Origin of the sequence: Sinomicrobium oceani (assembly GCF_900119185.1) — a bacterium.
GTDB classification, from domain to species: Bacteria; Bacteroidota; Bacteroidia; order Flavobacteriales; family Flavobacteriaceae; genus Sinomicrobium; species Sinomicrobium oceani.
In genome coordinates this window covers 122,453-143,270 of sequence record NZ_FPJE01000008.1, presented here as the reverse complement: position 1 = coordinate 143,270, position 20,818 = coordinate 122,453, and the positions used below count along the sequence as shown (strand labels likewise).

Annotated in this window: 15 protein-coding genes; 7 read left to right on the top strand and 8 right to left on the bottom strand. The window is 45.9% G+C overall.

Features of this window, described 5'->3' with window-relative positions:
- Positions 1-50: 50 nt before the first annotated feature.
- The 3 genes from BT112_RS09005 to BT112_RS08995 form a co-directional block, all read right to left on the bottom strand.
- Complete coding sequence (locus BT112_RS09005) at positions 51-2,636, bottom strand: phosphoenolpyruvate carboxylase (protein WP_072317041.1); 2,586 nt, start codon at positions 2,634-2,636, stop codon at positions 51-53.
- 92 nt (positions 2,637-2,728) lie between these two features.
- A complete protein-coding gene (locus tag BT112_RS09000; protein WP_072317040.1) occupies positions 2,729-3,208 on the bottom strand; it encodes an Lrp/AsnC family transcriptional regulator in 480 nt (159 codons plus the stop codon).
- A gap of 125 nt (positions 3,209-3,333) precedes the next feature.
- Entirely contained in the window at positions 3,334-4,449 is a 1,116-nt protein-coding gene (locus BT112_RS08995; protein WP_072317039.1) for a M14 family metallopeptidase, read from the bottom strand.
- Between the two features lie 305 nt (positions 4,450-4,754).
- Here BT112_RS08995 and BT112_RS08985 point away from each other — a divergent pair, with 305 nt between their 5' ends.
- The 3 genes from BT112_RS08985 (at position 4,755) to BT112_RS08975 (ending at position 6,489) form a co-directional block, all read left to right on the top strand.
- Entirely contained in the window at positions 4,755-5,168 is a 414-nt protein-coding gene (locus tag BT112_RS08985) for a helix-turn-helix domain-containing protein (RefSeq protein WP_072317037.1), read from the top strand.
- Positions 5,169-5,303: 135 nt separating this feature from the next.
- Entirely contained in the window at positions 5,304-5,687 is a 384-nt protein-coding gene (locus tag BT112_RS08980; RefSeq protein WP_245777006.1) for a hypothetical protein, read from the top strand.
- A 7-nt stretch (positions 5,688-5,694) separates the two neighbouring features.
- Entirely contained in the window at positions 5,695-6,489 is a 795-nt protein-coding gene (locus tag BT112_RS08975; protein ID WP_072317036.1) for a TerC family protein, read from the top strand.
- A gap of 62 nt (positions 6,490-6,551) precedes the next feature.
- Here the strand turns inward: BT112_RS08975 and ligA are convergent, their stop codons facing one another.
- The 3 genes from ligA to BT112_RS08960 form a co-directional block, all read right to left on the bottom strand.
- Positions 6,552-8,552, bottom strand: a complete 2,001-nt coding sequence (gene ligA / locus BT112_RS08970) for an NAD-dependent DNA ligase LigA (RefSeq protein ID WP_072317035.1) — start codon at positions 8,550-8,552, stop codon at positions 6,552-6,554.
- Between the two features lie 179 nt (positions 8,553-8,731).
- Positions 8,732-9,586, bottom strand: coding sequence for a peptide chain release factor N(5)-glutamine methyltransferase (prmC, locus tag BT112_RS08965; protein ID WP_072317034.1), 855 nt, complete (start codon positions 9,584-9,586; stop codon positions 8,732-8,734).
- Positions 9,587-9,615: 29 nt separating this feature from the next.
- Positions 9,616-10,095 (bottom strand): GNAT family N-acetyltransferase, encoded by a 480-nt coding sequence (locus BT112_RS08960; RefSeq protein WP_072317033.1) that lies wholly within the window; start codon positions 10,093-10,095, stop codon positions 9,616-9,618.
- 120 nt (positions 10,096-10,215) lie between these two features.
- On the opposite strand from BT112_RS08960, the gene ribD reads away from it, so the two are divergent.
- The 4 genes from ribD (at position 10,216) to purL (ending at position 16,996) form a co-directional block, all read left to right on the top strand.
- Complete coding sequence (gene ribD, locus BT112_RS08955; RefSeq protein WP_072317032.1) at positions 10,216-11,268, top strand: bifunctional diaminohydroxyphosphoribosylaminopyrimidine deaminase/5-amino-6-(5-phosphoribosylamino)uracil reductase RibD; 1,053 nt, start codon at positions 10,216-10,218, stop codon at positions 11,266-11,268.
- The gene (locus BT112_RS08950) at positions 11,265-11,867 is read left to right on the top strand and encodes an IMPACT family protein (protein ID WP_072317031.1); all 603 of its coding nucleotides are present in this window, start codon (positions 11,265-11,267) and stop codon (positions 11,865-11,867) included. Before ribD ends, BT112_RS08950 begins: the two co-directional genes overlap by 4 nt.
- A gap of 356 nt (positions 11,868-12,223) precedes the next feature.
- On the top strand, positions 12,224-13,207 hold the full coding sequence (locus tag BT112_RS08945; RefSeq protein WP_072317030.1) for an alpha/beta fold hydrolase: 984 nt from the start codon (positions 12,224-12,226) through the stop codon (positions 13,205-13,207).
- A 108-nt stretch (positions 13,208-13,315) separates the two neighbouring features.
- Positions 13,316-16,996 carry a phosphoribosylformylglycinamidine synthase gene (purL, locus tag BT112_RS08940; protein WP_072317094.1) on the top strand — a complete coding sequence of 1,227 codons (3,681 nt, stop codon included), beginning with the start codon at positions 13,316-13,318 and terminating at the stop codon, positions 16,994-16,996.
- A 240-nt stretch (positions 16,997-17,236) separates the two neighbouring features.
- Here purL and BT112_RS08935 read toward each other — a convergent pair whose 3' ends face one another.
- Both BT112_RS08935 and tamL read right to left on the bottom strand, forming a co-directional pair.
- Positions 17,237-18,439, bottom strand: coding sequence for a winged helix-turn-helix domain-containing protein (locus BT112_RS08935; protein WP_072317029.1), 1,203 nt, complete (start codon positions 18,437-18,439; stop codon positions 17,237-17,239).
- Between the two features lie 48 nt (positions 18,440-18,487).
- Complete coding sequence (gene tamL, locus BT112_RS08930) at positions 18,488-20,818, bottom strand: translocation and assembly module lipoprotein TamL (protein WP_072317028.1); 2,331 nt, start codon at positions 20,816-20,818, stop codon at positions 18,488-18,490.

The following is a 20,818-nucleotide window of genomic DNA, read 5'->3' as shown; positions in this document are numbered from 1 at the left end:
CCCGCACACATAGCGCAAAGGTGGTCTTAACGATAAAAATATGGAAATTGTTATGCCGAGTTCCTGCTGGCGTTGATATTGCCGAACAAGGAGCGGGTAACCATTTTCTCGTAAATTTCCAGTTGTTTCGGATCGGTTTTACCTTCTCTTCTCAACTCCTGAATTTTACGAAGAGCGAATTGTTGTATCGTCAGCAATGGCAATACGATCTTTTCGCGTATTTCGATAGAGGCTTTACCGGACCTCGTATTCTGCATCAGGGTTTTGTCGCCCGTAACTTTGAGGATCATTGCCTTGCTACGCTCATATTCTTCATAAATAATAGTCCAGAAATCGCCGTAAACCGGGTCATCTTTCATGTACGCTGTTAATTTAAAGAATGATTTGGTAAGGCTCATCATGCTGTTTTCTAACAGTGTCCGGAAGAAAGCAGAGTTTTTGTAGAGCGACTGTACTCTCTCGAATTCCCCACGTTTTTCCAGGGCTTCAATAGCAGTTCCTACTCCGTAAAAACCGGGTACATTCTGTTTGAGCTGGCTCCAGCTTCCTACGAATGGTATGGCCCGGAGGTCGGAGAAATTAAGCTTATCGGATTTTCCTCTTTTGGACGGACGGCTTCCGATATTGGTTTTCGCATAGAACTTCAGCGTGCTCATTTCTTCGAGGTACGGCATGAATTTCGGATGTTGCTTAAACTTCACATAGGCGTCATAACTGATGTCGGCCAGTTCCTGCATCGTACTTTTATCGATATCGTGCAGGATGTTGTCTTCATCGGCAAAAACCTCATTAACAACGCCAGAGCTCACTAACTGCTCCAGGTTATACTGACAGGAATCCAGGGTTCCAAAATTGGAACTGATGGTCTGCCCCTGTACCGTAAGCTGTACTTCTTCATTCTCGATAGTGGGCCCGAGCGAAGCATAGAACTGGTGGGTTTTACCACCACCTCTTGCGGGAGGACCGCCACGGCCATCGAAAAAGACCACTTTAATACCGTGTTTACGCGATACTTCCGTAAGCACTTCCTTAGCTTTATAGATACTCCAGTTAGCCATCAGGTAACCGCCATCCTTGGTACCGTCGGAAAACCCGAGCATAATGGTCTGTTTATTGCCTCGTTTTTTAAGATGTGCACCATACACCTTATCGGTATAAAGCTGCTCCATAACCTTATCGGCCACCTGCAGGTCGTCTACAGTCTCGAACAGCGGAATGACATCGAGTGACGGATTTTTCCAGTCGCACAGACGGATCATGGCAAAAGTTTCCATGACATTCAGGGCACTTCCGTTATTACTGATGATATAGCGGTTAGACCCCAATTCGCCATTGCTTTTCTGGATCTCCTTGATCGCATAGATCGATTCCAGCGTAGACCGGGTTATTTCTTCCTTGAACAGTTCGGGATTGAGTTTCCCGCTCACCTTGCCCAGTATGGCAATCTGTTCGTCTTCGGAAAGTTTTTCGTAATCGTCCGGGAAAATGTCCAGTTCCAGTTGCCGAGATTCCTTTATGATATCGGAGATCACGGTATGATGCACCCTGGAGTCCTGGCGAACGTCGAGCGATGCAAAGTAAAATCCGAAGATCTTGACCTTGTTGATCAGGTCATCGACATCTTCTACGAAAAGGGACTGATGTTCTTTTACCAGAATATCTTTTATTTTATGAAGCTCACTGAGCATACCATGTGCCGAGATCACTGGTTTTTGCGGAGACTCGTATATACTTTCGTAGATTTTTTGTTCGAGGTCGCCTACCAGTTTGTCCACAACTTTAAACGTTACCCTTCGCTTGAGTTTACGCAGATCCCTGTAGTAGTTCTTAAGAATGGTCAGGCGCAGTCTTTCGGCTACTTTGAGGGTAATCTCACTGGTGACAAAAGGGTTTCCGTCACGGTCACCTCCGGGCCAGAACCCGAGATTTACGATCTGGTTGTTCAGCTCGACATCCTCGAAAATATTGTTCTGGATATAGTTGTATATCTTGCTTACGGAATGATAGAATACATTTTCGAGGAACCAGATAAGGCTTACGGCCTCATCGTATGGCGTAGGCTTTTCCTTTTTAAAGAAAGGTGTTTTCCCCAGCTGTGCCAGCAGTTTTTCGATATTACTGAGGTCATTGTCCCGTATAGCCTTGGCCAGATCGGTGATGATCCCCAGTACCGGACCTGGATAAAACTGTGTAGGGTGCGCCGTGAGTACCGGGCGAACCTTAAACCTTTCCAGGAATTCACACAATGCTGCTGTTTTATTTTTCCCTTCGGCTTCTTCCTTAATACTTCGCAGGGTTCCCCGCCCGTCCATGTTATTGATTACGGGAAATGCAGCATCCTCTATGGCATCGAATAATACCACCTGCCGCTCTATGTACTGAATAAAACGAAAGAGCAGATCGTTTTGATCCTTTTCTTCCGGATTGTCATAGAACTTGGTAAAGAATGCTTCGACAATTTCCGAAGGATTCTTATTTTCCTCGTATCCTTTTTCACAAATTTCACTGAACAAAGGCAATAAAACTCCTGTATTGGTAATTTCATCGAAAGGCAATGTCATCAATATACTATTGTATATCTGGTATTTAGACAATACATTTTCGTTGAAACGTTCAATTTTAGGTTTTCTCAACATAAATACTCTTCTTTTTTCTTCCCCGAAGATACAAAAAACCCTCTCCAATTCTGTATCGGAGAGGGTTCTTTATCCCGTTATAAACAAAAATTTTACATTTCGTTAAAAATGGAGTGCATCAGTCGTTTCTTATCATTGATGCTTTCTTCGAGTGATATCATCGTTTCCGTACGGGCTACACCATCGATATCATCGATACGGAAGATAATGTCTTTCGCATGCTTGGTATCTTTAGCCCTTACTTTACAGAATATATTGAATTTCCCCGTGGTCACGTGAGCTACCGTGATGTTAGGTATCTCGTTGAGACGCTCGATAACAAATTTGGTCTGATGCGTTTTTTCCAGGAATATCCCCACATAAGCGATAAAAGAATACCCGAGCTTAACATAGTCCAAGGTAAGAGAAGAACCTTTTATTATACCGGCTTCTTCCATTTTTTTCACCCTCACGTGTACGGTACCTGCAGATATCAACAGTTTTTTCGCGATGTCCGTAAACGGCGTACGGGTATTGTCGATGAGCATATCTAAAATCTGATGATCTACCTCGTCTAATCTAAACTTTGCCATATTAATCTTACTTTACTAAAAAATTTAACTTGCTTGATCCAAACACAATATTAAAATGCAAAAAAATAAAAATTATTCAATATATGCACGTAAAACTTTGGATATTTTGTTAAGAAAGGGTTAATTTAAAGAAATAATTTAAGTAAAGTACTTGTTTCTAAGTTTTTTTCTTCTATGGATGGCAGCGTTTTTTCACTCGCGGAATACGTTTTGTGTCCATAAAAACCCTGCAGGTCTCCTATCTCTTCGATATATGGGGTAAAAACGATTTTGCAATCACGCAGTTCTTCCTTATACAGTATCCCGATATCTTTAAGGACAACCTCTCCGGCTATCGTTATGGGGAATTCCCGGATAAGAATATCAAAGAACTGTTTCCCGTTTTCGGGAATATCAAAATAGGCTTCGTAGCCTTCTCCGCTCACCGGGTGGTCCGCCACATATTGCAAAGCGGCTAATAAGGCACGAAATACATATTGCCTGGTCATATCCCTGTTGTAGTCTTCCGGATAATGCCCGGCTTCGAACAGCAGGGTCGGTACACCGAGCGTCTGAAAAGAATCACCGACACAATTGATATTGAAACTATCATCGTACCGCCCCACCTGTCCCGGGATATGGCGTTGCAATACGGTATTGACCGCTGCGATAACCTCCATACTTTTTTTCCTCGGCGGGGTAATGCTCCGCTCCTTGTTGGTTGCGGGAGACAAAAACGATAAGGTAGCCGGTTTCGGACTGTCACCGGTATTGAATATGGTACGCTGATCGTGCAGGTTAAAACAAAAATCAGGGGCGATCTCATCGAAAACACGCCGCAACGCGAAACTTTCGGGTTGCGAGATATCGGCCGCATCACGGTTCAGGTCAATATTCACGGCATTGACACGGGTATAAGCCCGCGCACCATCCGGATTGAGCATAGGGATAATATATAAAGTGCATTGCTCCAGGATGCGACGCGCTACGGCATTTTCTTCTTTTAAAAATTTGAGAAGGTCCATGACCGCTTTGGTTGTAGTCGATTCGTTTCCGTGCATCTGCGACCACATCAACACCTTTTTCGGGCCTTGCCCGGTACGATACATATATATGGTGTCCTTATTTACGGAGCGACCTATAACAGAAACCTCTCCGTTGTCTTCATATTGCTTAAGAAGAGGTTCGATGTCCTGTAATGTAATATATCTCCCGGAGAGTTTTGCTTCCTGTTGCTCCCGGTGCCATTCTAATAATTCCATAGGTTGATGTTTACGGTTACAAAAGTAAACAATAGAAGTTTCACAATTGTAAACAAATAAAAGTTTCCTCCCTGTTTAGGGATGTGAACAAAATGAAGCGTTAAAGCAGAGGTCTTTTTATGACGTAGCACGCTATTTAGATACATCATATATTTTATATATACATAATTGTTAATCAACACTATAAATGTTATAACTTGAACTTTTAATACTACTAAAATCAACCTTAAATAACTGGTTTGTTGGGAATTTAGCCTTTTTTGTTTACATTTGTAAAAGCAATCATCGTAGAAACACTGTTTACAATGGTAAACATCGAAGAATTCAGTAAAAGGTTACAGGAAGTGCTCGATTTCTATGGGCTCAGCGCTTCTTCATTTGCAGACCGCATTGGTGTGCAACGCTCTTCTATTTCGCATATTCTCTCCGGAAGAAATAAACCGAGTCTCGATTTTATCCTTAAAATTCTCCATGCTTTTCCAGATGTCGAGCTCTACTGGTTACTCAATGGTAAAGGTGTTTTCCCGGCAGATAAAAAAGAATCTCCGAAGAAGGAGGCTCAACCGTCTGTATCTTACGAATCCCCTGACCTGTTTTCCGTATCCAGGACAGAAGACACTCCGCCTGCATTTCCTCCGGGCGCTACGGAAAAGGAAGTGGAGCGTATCGTATTCTTCTACAAAGACGGTACATTCCGGGAATACTGTAACAGGGAATGATTTTTCGGATTTCAATACGTATGCCTTTTTATGAACCATCTCTTAAATTCCCTCATACGTTAAAAGTTCTTCCGGAGCGCCTACGGTTATATTTATATCTTACCTTTGTGTACATGCCATAAATAAAAATTCATCGTGGGAATTACCAAAAAAATTGCCTGCCTGTTTATGCTGATTGCGCTGGCTTCCTGCTACCGGGTAGAACGTGACTGTAAAGATTTCAGAACAGGAACTTTCGAGTTCAGCTATATGCTGGACGGAAAGGAAGTAAAATCGACATTTGTACGTAACGATTCCATTAATATCGACTATATCGGAGAGCATATCGATACGGCTTCGGTAACCTGGGTCAGCGATTGCGAATTTATCATGCGTAAACTGCACCCCACTTCGATGATCGAAAAAAAGGCCGTACAGGTAAAAATACTGATGACGGATGAAGACTCCTATACTTTCGAATATGCGATTGTCGGGGACGAAAAGAACAAAAAACGCGGAACTGCGGTGCGAATAGAATGAAGTCCTGATGTTCGATATATTTTCTACACCGGATGCCTGGGTGGCATTACTGACGCTGACCTTCCTGGAGATCGTTCTCGGAATTGACAACATTGTTTTTATATCGATAACCGCCAATAAACTTCCTGCCCAACAGCAGCGAAAGGCTACCAATATCGGCTTGCTGCTCGCTATGGTACAGCGCATTATCCTGTTGCTTGGGGTTTCCTTTCTCGTGGGGCTCAAAGCGCCTTTTTATCGAATAACCACTTCCTGGATCTCCGCCGGGATAAGCTGGCAGAGCATCATACTGTTTGCCGGGGGGCTTTTTCTCCTGTATAAAAGCACATCGGAAATTCATGAAAAGGTAGATATTCCCGATCATGAAGAAAAGCAGCTCCGGGCTAAAAAGATCACTTCGTTGTCAAGGGCCGTCTTTCAGATCGTCATCATCGATTTTATTTTTTCCATAGATTCGATACTCACGGCGGTAGGTATGACCAACGGTATCGGCGAAAAACACCAGGATGCCCTTATCCTGATGATCATCGCCGTAGTCATCTCCATAATCATCATGATGACGTTTGCCAACCCTATCCGAAAATTCATCAACAATCACCCTTCGGTACAGTTACTGGCGCTCTCTTTTCTTATTCTTATCGGGTTTATGCTTATTGCCGAGGCGGCCCACCTTTCGCATACCCGGGTGTTCGACCAGGAAATCGGTGCTATCCCGAAGGGATATCTCTATTTCGCTATCGCTTTTTCGCTTCTCGTTGAATTCCTGAATATGCGAATGCGGAAGAACATGAGAAAGGATTAAAAAAAAGCGCTGCGAAAACCATAAGATTTTCGCAGCGCCGTGTGTGGTATCGCAACCGCCTGTCAGGAGATCATTTCCATAAAATCATGTTCAGATATAATGGGTACTCCGAGATTTTCCGCTTTTTCCCGTTTGCTGGGGCCCATATTGTCGCCTGCTACGAGATAGCTTGTTTTCGATGAGATGGAGGACGCTACTTTTCCGCCGTTATCTTCGATGTGCTTTTTAAGTTCGTTTCTCGAGAGCGTTTCGAATACCCCGGAAACCACAAAGGTAAGTCCTTTGAGCCTGTCGCTCTGGTTTTGTAATTTGTCGGGGGAGATCTCCATCTGTACTCCGTAAGAGCGTAATCGTTCTATGATCTCCACATTGTTTTCGTTACCAAAGAATTCCACCACACTCTCTGCGATCTTTATCCCGATTTCGTCGATACCAACGAGGTCTTCCGTAGTGGCATTACGGAGGGCATCGATAGAAATATAAGCCTTGGCGAGTTTTTTGGCTACGGTTTCACCGACAAAACGAATACCCAGAGCATACAATACCCGTTCAAACGGAATATTTTTTGACTTTTCGATACCGGCAACCAGGTTTTCGGCACTCTTTTCGGCCATGCGTTCCAGCGGAACAATCTGTTCTTTTTTCAACAAGTACAGGTCGGCATAATTCTCGATAAGCCCTTCTTTGTAGAGCAGTTCCACAGTTTCACTTCCCAGTCCTTCTATATCCATGGCCTTTCGGGAGATATAATGCTGTATACGTCCCGTGATCTGCGGTGGGCAACCATAGTAATTGGGACAATAATGCTGGGCTTCGCCTTCTTTCCGGATGAGTTCGGTATGGCATTCCGGACAGTGAGTGATATAGGCTGTCGGAGTGGAATCCGGATCGCGCATAGTAAAATCCACACGGATGATCTTAGGGATGATCTCCCCGCCTTTTTCTACAAATACGGTATCTCCTTCGCGGACATCGAGTTTTTCGATCTGGTCGGCATTGTGCAGTGAGGCTCTTTTTACGGTAGTTCCGGCCAGTAACACAGGTTCGAGGTTAGCTACCGGGGTTATGGCGCCTGTTCTTCCTACCTGATAGGATATGCTGTTGAGCACGGTCGACGCCTGTTCTGCCTTGAATTTATAGGCCATGGCCCAACGTGGCGATTTGGCCGTGTACCCCAGTTCTTCCTGCTGGGCTATACTGTTTACCTTGATCACAACCCCGTCTGTCTCGTACGGAAGTTCATGACGGTGAACATCCCAGTAATTGACAAATTCCAGGACTTCCTGCGTGCTTCGGCACAATTTGGCTACGGTAGGCACCTTAAAGCCCCAGCTCCTCGCCTTTTCGAGCCCTTCGAACTGCGTGTTGAAATTCAGCCTTTCTCCTGCGATGCTATACAGCAGGCAATCCAGTGGTCGCCTGGCTACCTCCGAGTTGTCCTGTAGCTTCAGGCTTCCCGAGGCCGTGTTCCTCGGGTTCATATACGGGTCCTCCCCGGCTTCTACCCGTTCGCGGTTCATCTTTGCAAATCCTTCATGAGGCAGGATAATCTCCCCACGGATGTGAAATTTATCCGGGTAATCGCCATGCAACCGCAAGGGGACGGAACGAATGGTCTTTACATTATTCGTTACGTCATCGCCCTGAAAACCGTCTCCCCGGGTCACCGCTTTAACCAGTTCGCCGTTTTCGTAAAACAAACTGATAGAAGCTCCGTCATATTTTAGTTCACATACAAATTCTACAGAAGCGTCCCCGAGTATCCGCTGTATCCGCTTTTCCCAGTCTTCCAGTTCCTCCTTAGAATAGGAGTTATCCAGTGAATACATACGGTATTCGTGCACGATGGTCTCGAAATTCTTGGTCACCATCCCTCCTACGCGAACCGTCGGGGAAGAAGGGTCGTACCATTCCGGATGCCTGGCTTCCAGCTCCTGGAGCTCCTTTAGCTTCATGTCGAATTCGTAATCGGGTATGGAAGGTTCGTCCAGTACGTAATACCTGTAGTTATGCGCACTGAGTTCTGCTCTCAGCTCCTGTATCTTCTGTTGATCCGGGTTCATAGTGTGATTTTCGTTTTGTGTATGGATCTCTTTTTTAGTGTATTGCGCTATAACAGCACAAGAATCAATGTGTCTGCAAGATACCGAAGTTGCGGAAAAATATAAATCTGTGCGGGCAAATAATTCCCGAAATCCCGGTTTTTAGTGCTTTGAGGTTGTTATTGAGGTGCTTTCGCCTCCTAAAGCCATGTTGCACGAAGCATGCGATCGTTTCCGGAAAGATCTTTTTTCAGCCGGATATCACGGAAGCCCATATTTTCCATCATCGTTACCATTTCACTACCGAGATACTGATTGATCTCAAAGTACAACCGTCCTCCTTCGGCCAGATGCTCAACAGCCAGTTGGGCAATCTTTTCATAAAATACCAGGGGTTGGATGTCGGAGACGAACAATGCCAGATGGGGCTCATGAAGCAAAACGTTGTCTTTCATTTCTTTTTTTTCCAAATCCCTGACGTATGGTGGATTAGATACGATAACATCAAGTTTGTCTTTACATAGTGTATCCGTAGTAAGGATATCTTTCCTTACAAAATCGACAGTGATCCTATGTGTCTTAGCATTGCGTCGTGCCACCCGGAGCGCCTCTTCGGAAACATCAATAGCAGTGACCCTGGCGCCGGGGATATGTGCAGCCAACGAAATGGCAATACAGCCGCTTCCTGTGCCTATATCTGCAATAGCTACGCTTTTTTCGGTCTCCCGGTAGTCCCGCACGATCCAGTCTACGAGTTCTTCGGTTTCCGGTCGGGGAATAAGCACGTGTTTATCGATATGAAATTCCCGCCCGTAAAAAAGCGTACTCCCGAGGATCTGCTGCAGGGGTTCGTGTTGTTTCAACCGGGAAAGTGCTTCGAAAAGCGGCTGCTCTTCCGTCTTGCTGATGGTAATTCCGGGTTGTAAAGCAAGGCTGAGTTTAGTAATGTTTACATACGCTTCCGTAAGCCGGAAAAAGATAATATCAATCTCTTCCTGTCCGTACAAACTTTGAAGTTCTGATTGAAATATATGTTGTATTTCTTTTATTATCAACTTTGTATGTTTTTTTTATATAAAAATAACTATAATGTTTTGAGCATCCACACCGGGCAGGAGCTATGGCCTGTATTTCCCATGGGCGCATCGAGGTATCGAAAACCGGATTTTAAATACAGTTGCTGCGCGGCTTCCATATAGGGCATGGTTTCGATGTAACAGTGTTCAAACCCGAAATCTCTGGCTTTGTCCAGGCAAAGTTCCATGATTCTTCGCCCCAGTCCCAGTCCCCTGGCCTGCTTCCGGAAATACATTTTCTGAAGTTCACAGACTGTACCGTCACCTCCGGCCAGTGCAGCGATGCCACCACCACCGATAATTGTTCCTTCGTCCGCAATGACAAAATATACGGAACGTTCGGCGCTGTAGGCCTCATACATAAAGTCTACCGACGGGTCCTCGTAAGCCGTGCCTTTTTTCGGGGCGCCCATGTCATGAATAAGGACATCCCGTATGACTTCGGCGATCCCGGCATTATCTCCGGGCTGTATTTCCCTGACAACCATATTGTTTTTCTTTTTTTGCAGTACTGCATTTAGACATTCCCTCCAAAGGGATCGTGCAGGTCATTCTTAAAATCTTATTTTTGTAGCGATAACCTGTTTCGGCATTGAATTTTTAAGCCTGTGAATATACATGAAAAATATATAAACCGTTGCATCCGGCTGGCCGAAAACGGACTGGGCAGTACCTATCCCAACCCGCTGGTAGGAAGTGTGGTGGTACATAAAGACCGGATTATCGGCGAGGGCTGGCACCGGCGGGCAGGCGAACCGCACGCTGAAGTACACGCCATACGATCGGTAAAAGAGCGGGAACTGCTCAGGGCATCGACCATCTATGTGAGCCTGGAGCCTTGCAGTCATCACGGTAAAACACCACCATGCAGTGATCTTATTATAGCATCGGGAATACCGAGGGTTGTGATCGGTACAATCGATCCTTTTGCCGCAGTCTCGGGAAGGGGAATACAAAAACTTCTCGCCGCAGGCTGTGATGTTACGGTAGGTGTGCTGGAAAAGGAATGCCTGGAACTCAACAAGCGTTTTTTCACCTACCACAACAAAAAACGACCTTATATCATACTCAAATGGGCCGAAAGTGCTGATGGTTACCTGAGTCCCGCACATCGTAAAGAAACAGCCCCGGTATGGATAACCCACAAGTATGCCCGCCAGCTCGTACACCGGTGGCGCAGTGAGGAACAGGCCATTCTCACGGGAACCAAAACGGTTATCGCCGATAATCCCCGCCTCGATACGAGGGACTGGTATGGCAAGAGCCCGGTGCGGGTCGTGCTCGACAGAAGTCTTCGCATTCCGCACGATTACCACGTTTGGGACGATAGCGTAAAAACGCTTTTCCTGTCCGAAAAGCAGCCCGGGATGTCCGGGGAGCATACGACCGTAGTTCCGTTTGATTTTTCAGGTGATGTGGCCGGGGAAATCGCTAAACTGCTTTACGAACAGGAACTGCAAAGTGTTATTATAGAAGGCGGACAGCGTACACTACAGACTTTTATCGCTGCCGGACTGTGGGATGAAGCGCGTATTTTCAGGGGCGATGTCATGTTTAACGGCGGTACACCTGCTCCGGAATTACAGGGGTTCCTGTTTGCTAAACAAAACGTGTACGGCAACGAATTACGGATTATAAAAAAAGAAAAAACAGAAGATTGACAGAAAAGGATACGTACAAAACGATTACCGCCCCTTCGAAGGAAGTCCTTTTTAAGGATAAGAACAGTAAGTTTTTCGGATATGCATTTCCGGTAACTTCCGAAGAGGAGATCCGGGAGCATCTCGAAACACTGCGCAAAAAACATCATGCGGCACGGCACTGGTGCTATGCCTGGCAAGTGGGAACGGAAGATATACAGTTCAGGGCTAATGATGACGGAGAACCTAATAATTCCGCAGGTATGCCGATCTACGGACAGCTACAGTCCTTTGAAGTAACCAATATACTGATCGTTGTGGTACGTTATTTCGGCGGGGTAAAACTCGGTGTTGGCGGACTCATCAACGCTTACAGAACAGCAGCACAAATGGCACTGGAAGTTTCCGATATCGAAGAGCGGACCGTTAATGTCGATTACCTGCTGGTGTTTGATTACAAAAACATGAACAAAGTCATGCGGGTGATCAAAGAGAAAAACCTGGATATTACAGACCAGAAACTGGAACTGGATTGCCGGATCACGATTTCCGTACGTAAACGGGATGCCGAAATGGTCTTCGGACTGTTTGCACAGCTTTATGGCGTGGATATCCGGTAATTTTGTTTCCTTATTATTAATGAGACACAAAAAAACTGTGTAGTCTGGCAAGCTCCCGCCAGGTAAGTCTAAGCCTTGAGGGAAACTGACGTGTTTTACTCTTGTAAGACTCGTGGAAGCGTTTTTATCTTTAGTTGTGCCTCCCTTGTTCCTGCTATCAACCATAAAATATCACGAGCCCTTCGATTTGCACAGAAACACATTTCTGTCTTTAAATGACTTTATTTTTCATCTCTTGTTCTCTTCCCTCAATACATGCAACATCTTTCGTCGGGACTCGTCTTTATCTCGCAAACAAGAATTGAATCTGTCTGACGGTAATGCAGGCGGATAATTCTTTTAATAAACTAAATTCAATGAAAAGAGTTATTGCGCTGACCTGTACCGTGATATTTTTGTACGGCCTTTCGTCGAGAGCCCAGGATGAGAAATATTCCGAATGGTATCTACAACGAGAAGATACGGAGATTTTTGTTAAAGAATTTTTGTCGGATAAAAACAAAGACACTGTTATAGTTGTACACGGCGGTTTCGGTGCTAATCACGACTATATGACAGATGCTGTAAGAGGACTGGAGAACGAATTCCATTTCGTGTTTTACGACCAGCGGGGGGCCCTTTTATCTCCCGCAAAACAAAAAGATCTCACCTTTCAGAAAAATGTAGCAGACCTGTATGCTTTGATCAAGGCTATGGATATCCGAAAAGTTAAATTGCTATGCCACTCCATGGGGACTCTTATCGGGATGGAACTCACCCGGCAACATCCCGGACTGGTAACAAACCTGGTACTGACAGGTACTGTATTGCCCAGGTCGGACAGTATTAAAAGTATTTTCTCCGAACGCTATGAAAAACAGGTTAGTATACTGCTAAACAGACCCGAAGTCGTAGCCATGAAGCGGCCGTATATAGAGAAAGGACTGGATACTCTTAAATCTGTTGATGATATCCGGAATTCTCCCTTGTCTCATAAAGATCTGACAACATTCTGGAGAATAAATTTTGCGGCCGTCAATATATATCATATCAAAAAACACCATCTTTTGAAGGGAGGCAGAGCATATTACACCCCAAAAGCTTCGATAATGTCGGAAACAGTAAACTGGAACTATGACTACCGTAAGGTCTTAAATGATCATGCCATTACTACAATAATCAACGGAGCCTATGACTTTTTTGATTTTGGCGGAGAAATGTTACACACACATTTGAAAAGCTATCCGGGAATTGACCTGCATATCATTCCCGGTGCAGGGCATAACAGTTGGGTGGACAATCCTCCTTTATTCCGGGAATACCTGAGAAAAGCACTCCTGAGAACGGCCGGTTCCCGTTAAATTTAATCCCTTCACAAAAGCATTTCATTGTAAATAATTAATTAACTTTGCACCTTTAAATTACGGCACGAAAAGTACAATATAAAACAGGACTAATTCTACACTATGATGATCCTTTTCTTCGGAAACCCGGAAAAGAAAGTCTTTGCGGTTCAGACCGGTAAAGAACTCACCAAGGAAGATAATTTGAAATTAACATGGTTGTTCGGCGGCGAGCCCAACCTGGAAGCGGCGTCTCTTGACGCCTTTTTTGTTGGCCCGCGTGCCGCCATGATCACACCGTGGAGCACCAATGCCGTTGAGATTACCCAGAATATGGGAATCGAAGGCATTGTAAGGATTGAGGAGTTCCTGGCGGTTGCCGGAGACGACCAGGATTTCGACCCTATGCTCTTTCAGCGCTACAAAGGGCTGAACCAGGATATTTTCACTATCGATATCCAGCCCGAACCTATACGGGAGATCGATGATATCGCCGCATACAATCTCCGGGAGGGCCTGGCCCTGAACGAAGAAGAGGTGACCTACCTGGAAAACCTGGCAGAAAAACTCGGCAGAAAGCTTACCGACTCGGAAGTTTTCGGATTTTCGCAGGTGAATTCCGAACATTGCCGCCACAAGATATTCAACGGTACATTTGTGATTGACGGACAGGAGAAGCCCGTATCGCTTTTCAAACTGATCAAGAAAACTTCGGAGGCTCACCCCAACGATATTGTTTCGGCATACAAGGACAACGTAGCGTTTATGAAAGGGCCTAAAGTACAGCAGTTTGCTCCTAAAAGCGCAGATAAGCCCGATTATTACGAGATCAAAGATTACGAGTCGGTCATATCGCTCAAGGCAGAAACCCATAACTTCCCTACTACGGTCGAACCTTTTAACGGTGCGGCTACCGGATCTGGAGGTGAGATCAGGGACCGTCTTGCAGGCGGACAAGGATCGCTTCCGCTGGCGGGGACCGCAGTATATATGACTTCATATTCCAGGCTCGAAGAAGAGCGTCCCTGGGAAAAAGGCATGGCAGAACGCCCCTGGCTTTATCAGACACCCATGGATATTCTGATCAAAGCTTCCAACGGTGCCTCCGATTTCGGAAATAAATTCGGGCAACCACTTATTTCCGGGTCTTTACTGACTTTTGAGCACCAGGAGAAAGATACGGAAGGATCGAGAAAACTCGGTTATGACAAAGTGATCATGCTGGCCGGAGGTATCGGTTATGGCAAGGCGGAACAGGCTAAAAAACAAACTCCCGGAAAGGGAGACAAAATCGTGATTCTCGGTGGGGATAATTACCGCATCGGTATGGGAGGGGCAGCTGTCTCTTCTGCCGACACCGGCGAATTCAGCAGTGGTATAGAACTCAACGCTATTCAGCGTTCCAATCCGGAAATGCAGAAAAGGGCAGCCAATGCCGTAAGGGGCATGGTGGAAAGTGACAAAAACACCATCGTATCCATCCACGATCACGGTGCAGGAGGCCATCTCAACTGTCTGTCGGAACTTGTAGAGGACACGGGAGGAAAAATAGACCTCGACAAACTGCCCGTAGGAGACCCTACCCTTTCGGCCAAGGAAATTATCGGTAATGAATCGCAGGAACGCATGGGACTTGTTATCGGACCGCAGGATGCCGGAACCCTGAAACGCATTGCAGAACGGGAACGTTCTCCTATGTACGAGGTCGGGGATGTTACCGGTGATCATCGCTTTACGTTCGAATCCTCCTCCACCGGTCAAAAACCTATGGACCTGGAGCTCAGCGATATGTTTGGCAGTTCCCCCAAGACCATCATGAAAGACAAGACGGTGGCGGCCCGGTATACCGATCCGCAATACGACACCCGGAATATCGAAACGTACCTGAAACAGGTGTTGCAACTGGAGGCTGTAGCCTGTAAAGACTGGCTGACCAATAAGGTAGACCGTTGCGTAAGCGGACGGGTGGCCAAACAACAATGTGCCGGTCCCTTACAGTTACCACTGAATAACTGTGGTGTTATGGCCCTGGATTATCAGGGTATAGAAGGGATCGCTACTTCCGTGGGCCACTCCCCTGTTTCGGCCCTTATAGACCCGGTAGCAGGAAGCCGCAACAGTATCGGGGAAGCCCTGAGCAATATCGTATGGGCACCGCTGAAAGACGGTTTACAGAGCGTATCGCTTTCTGCAAACTGGATGTGGCCCTGTAAAAACGAAGGTGAAGATGCCCGTCTGTACGAAGCCGTACAGGGATGTTCGGACTTTGCCATTGCTCTGGGCATTAACATTCCCACAGGAAAAGATTCCCTCTCCATGAAACAGAAATATCCGGACGATGAAGTGATCGCCCCGGGTACGGTTATTATTTCCGCAGCGGGGAACTGTAATGATATTACGGCCGTAACGGAACCTGTACTGCAACGCAACGGCGGAAGCATTTACTATATCAATCTTTCCGAAGACCGCTTTAAACTCGGCGGCTCGTCTTTTGCCCAGGTATGTAACAGCATAGGCTCGGAAGCGCCGACCGTTAAGGATGCCGAAACTTTTAAAAACGCTTTCAATGCGATACAACAACTCGTAAAATCAGGCCATATCGCAGCGGGACATGATATAGGCAGTGGCGGACTAATCACTACGCTGCTCGAAATGTGTTTTGCAGATGTCAACCTCGGTGCACAGATAGACCTTACATCGCTTGGAGAAGCGGATTCGGTCAAGGCATTGTTTAACGAAAATATCGGTGTGGTCTTCCAGGCCTCCGAAGAAGCCGAGGACATACTCCGTAAACATCACGTAACATTTTTCCGTATCGGTGAAGTGGTCGAGGGCGACCGTCTGCACCTGAAAAACGGATCGGATAATTTCTCTTTCGGCATCAGCAACCTCAGAGATACCTGGTACAAAACTTCGTACCTGCTCGATCGTAAACAAAGTGGCGAGATCAAGGCCAAAGAACGTTTTGACCATTATAAAAAACAACCGCTTCAGTATAACTTCCCTCCTTCTTTCGACGGCAAACGCCCGGAAATTTCCGGTATGCCCCGCCCGAAAGCAGCGATCCTCAGGGAGAAAGGAAGTAACTCCGAACGCGAAATGGCCAATGCCATGTATATGGCAGGGTTTGACGTTAAGGATGTGCATATGACCGACCTGATATCGGGTCGGGAAACCCTTGAGGATATCCAGTTTATTGGCGCTGTCGGAGGTTTCTCGAATTCCGATGTACTCGGATCGGCCAAGGGCTGGGCAGGAGCTTTCCTCTACAACGAAAAAGCCAGAACCGCCCTGGAAAACTTTTTTAAACGCGAAGATACCCTGTCTCTGGGTGTATGTAACGGATGCCAGCTTTTTGTAGAACTGGGACTGATCAATCCCGGGCATGAAGAAAAACCGAAGATGTTACACAACGATTCGCACAAATTCGAATGTACGTTCTCCGCAGTGGAGATACAGCCCAATCATTCGGTAATGCTCCGATCGCTTGCCGGAACGAAACTGGGGATCTGGTCCGCACACGGCGAAGGGAAATTCCATTTTCCTTACGAAGCTTCCCGATACAATATCGTAGGCAAATATGCCTATGAAGGATACCCCTTTAACCCCAACGGTTCTGACTTTAACACAGCCATGATGGTATCCGATGACGGAAGACACCTGGTGACCATGCCGCACTTTGAGCGCTCTATCTTCCCCTGGAACTGGGCTTATTACCCGGCAGACCGTAAAGATGATAAGGTTTCACCGTGGATCGAAGCTTTTGTCAATGCGAGAAAATGGATTACCGGTTATAATAAGAAGTAAATCACACGAAACGGCTACGGACTTCAGACCCGTAGCCGTTTTGTTTTTGGTTATCCGGATATGCAAAACTACTACATAAACCCGTTCATTATAGTTTGAAAGACGTCATCCTGAGCCCTGTCAAAGGATCTTTACGGACAGCAGGAGATGTTTTGGCTACGCGCAACATGACGTAAACAACGATTTTTATTCATAAAGCACAACGGGTTATATAACTTTTTCCCACAATAAAGCAACCACCTAATAATCGCCCTGCATTTCCCGTTTTAACACCTCTTTCAATTCCGGGGGAGTAACTTTGCCGATCTTTAATGCGGTACAGTTATTGAAATCGGCAAAACGCCGTATCGATTTTATAAAAGGCTTTATCCATAGCGCAATGTCGGTATCCGTATTTTCTATATGGAGATGTATCAATTCAAATTGCTTTTCCTTCCTATGGGCTTTACAGTCTGCCCTGCCTATGAATGTATCCCCGAATAAGACCGGCAGACAAAAGTAACCGTATGTTCTTTTTGCTTTCGGGGTATAACACTCCAGACGAAAATCAAAATCAAAAAGCTGTTTTACACGATCGCGGTGGATAACGGAATTATCAAATGGCGATAACAGCCGGATTTCCGGTCTGGGTTTTCGGATTTTTTTTTCTTCGGACTGCCCTGCCATAAAAACATCAGGCATACCATCGATATTTATCTTTCGGATAACGCCATCCTCCTGCATGGCTGCCAAAACTTCATGGACATTTTTTCGTATCGTATTACCTGCTTTAAGATGTGTAATTTGCTTTACCGTTGTAAATCCGTAGGCCCGGAGATATGTTTTTACCAGGTATTCTGCGAATTCCATCGGGGTAGGCGCTGTAGTGTTGATATTTCCGGGTAGTACCCGCTCCGTAAGATCGAAAAGTTTTTCCATGCCGTTACGCTGATGTATCATCAGGTCTCCCTGCATAAAAAGCCTTTCAAGTGCCATTTTTGCGGGCTTCCAGTTCCACCAGCTTCCTTTCCTTTTGTATTCGCTTTCAAAATCGGTTGCCCTCTTAGGTCCTTCCCCACGGATGACATCGGTCACATACTGCATTATTTTCGGATCGGCACGATAAAGATCCGACCTGTTTTGCCTGATTTCGGACATGCGGGGCAAGGCAAAACGAAAATCTTTCATAGGGAGATAGGACGCCGCGTGAAACCAATATTCAAAAACCTTCCGCTCTTTTACCAATGCGTTCAGATGTTCGGTCTTATAATCGGGGATTCTTGTCCAAAGTGTATGGTGATGGGCGCGTTCTACAACGGACAGTGTGTCGATTTGTATATACCCCAGATGCTCCAGTGCCTGTAGCACCGCATTTTTCCCCTTTCCGAACGGTGAAGTGTGTAAAAGTCCCTGGGCCTTCAATGTTGTTCTCCGGAGTTGTTCTGATGTGATTATTTCTCTCATGCTCTGGCAATGTATCGGTTATTACGTTCATCTGCCCCGGGAAATGCTTTAAAAAGGATACCCGATAGCAAAATTCAGTATAGGGTCCTTAAAGCCAAAGTTCCAACGTTCACCTTCGGGTAACCAGGGTGTGTGCCATGGTGCAGCCAGGTCGAGACGAACAACGAATCCCTGGATATCCACACGTAATCCTGCCCCGCCTCCTATACCGAGTTCTTTCATGAAATTCCCGCTGAATTTTCCCCCGGGTAGTGCCTCGTTATCCGTAGTATTCCATACGTTTCCGGCATCGGCAAACAGGGCGCCCTTAACGTATGAAAAGATCGGGAAACGATATTCCATATTAAATTCGAGCCTGAGGTTACCGGTCTGATCGAAAAACGTCGTCTGGTTGGTGTCGTTTTCGGGGTTGAATGTACCTGGACCGAGCGAGCGGATACGAAACGCCCTGACACTGTATGGCCCCCCGGAAAAGAAGAGTTTGCTGTAGGGCATGATATCCGAATTGCCGTAAGGCACACCGAGTCCAGCAAAAAGTCTTGTGGCCAGTTTTTTGTCCCTGCCGAGACGCAGATGGTATCGGATATCGAGGTCCAGTTTGGCGTACTGGGAATATTCCAGCCCCAGAAAAGTACGGGGACGTTCGTTGCCCGATGCACTGAAAAGGTCGAGGGTGTTTCCCGCAACATCCAGGGTAGAGTTGATAAACAACTGGTGTTTTTTATATTGGTCTACCATACCGTTATAGGTAAAGGAATAGGTGAAACCGGCAATAAACTGCTGGTTAAAACTATTCCTCAGAAACGGGTTCTGATTGAGAATATCTTCGAATGCGGGGGTGGTATTGGCCAGGTTGACATAATTGAGCGAAATGGGGTTGTACTCGTGAGTAATATAACGGTTGGCATCCCATATATACCCGAATGAGGACGATGCCGTTACCAGGCTGTACAGCTCGCTCCGGCGCAGGTAATCGATCCCCATGCTTACCTTGGTTTTCGGTATGGCATATTCGAACCAGTTTTCTTTAATGCGGATGGGCGAAAGAACCCTCGGGAAAATAAGATCGGTCTTCAGGCCGAGTTGTAAACTGTTGAGTCCGGTATTATTACCGCTGGCAAACTGCATCTCATACCCTACACTCGCGGTGATGTTTACAATTTCTCCACCTTTAAAAAGGTTTCGGTTGGTCAATGTGGTCGCCAGGTTAGGCCCGATAAAATTATTGGATTTGGCCACCGCCTGAAGTTCTGCCCGGAGCGATCTTTTGTTCATCGGCGACAGAAAAATACTCGCCGCAAGCGCCCGGGTGGTATCCGTGGCCAGAGAGTCGATCTCATCATACCGGATATTGACAAATTTATAGGTTCCTATGGAGGTAAGTCTCCGACTCGTATTTCGGGAAACTTCCGGGCTGTAATACTGTCCTTTGCCGATCTTGATAAACGGATCGAGTCTTCTTGCCTTGAAGAAATCCTCTCCGGGTTGTACGTAATTCTTATCGTTAAGCACTAAAGTGTCTGAAGCAATAGTATCGCTGGACACCCTGTAGTTGGGATATACCGTAACTTCGCGGATCTGGTAAGGAACCGTAGATTTTTCCGGAACGTCTTTCTTGAGCCTCAGGAAAAGATCGAATTTTTTATTGTCGTACTGATTGGTATCGGCTTCGAAAATAAGGAAATCGGGGCTGAAATTGTAATATCCTTTATTCTTGACCACCCGGTCCAGGCGCTCCCTTTCTGCTTTCATGGCATCGAGATCGAATCGCATACCGGGTTTAATGATCCATTTCCGGATATTCTTTTTGATCTCATCGATCACGGGTACCGAATCATCATCCACAACATACTTCTCCATGGTGTAAGGTTGCGGGATATTGACGGTATAAAAGGCTTCTGCCTTCTTTTTTTTGTCGTGCTCTTCCAGTCTGGAATCTACGTCACTGTAAAAGAACCCACGGTTTTCGAGCCGGTTCCGGATGATATCTTCGGTCCGCGAAATATCTACTTTGGACGTGTAAACAGGCTCTTCCCCTATTTTTTTATTGAGGAAGCGATTGATGAATCCCGGTTTTTCCTTCTGCGCCTTATAATGTGCTCTCAGCCCCCAGTATACGCCGAGAAATTTGCTGTTGGGCTCCGGGCGAAGCACTTCTTCCAGTTCACTGCGAAGGTTACTGAGATCTTTGATCTTATCTTTGAGAGAGTCGGGCACATTGATCTCCAGTTCGGCTCCGGTGTACAGCAATTCGTCTTCGGGGAGATACTTTTTGACGCTACAGGTAGAAAATATGAGCAGGGAAAATGCCGCAAGAAGATTTTTCCCGAAAGTTTTCCGGGGAACTTTATACCTTTCCAATACCTTTTTTCGCATCAT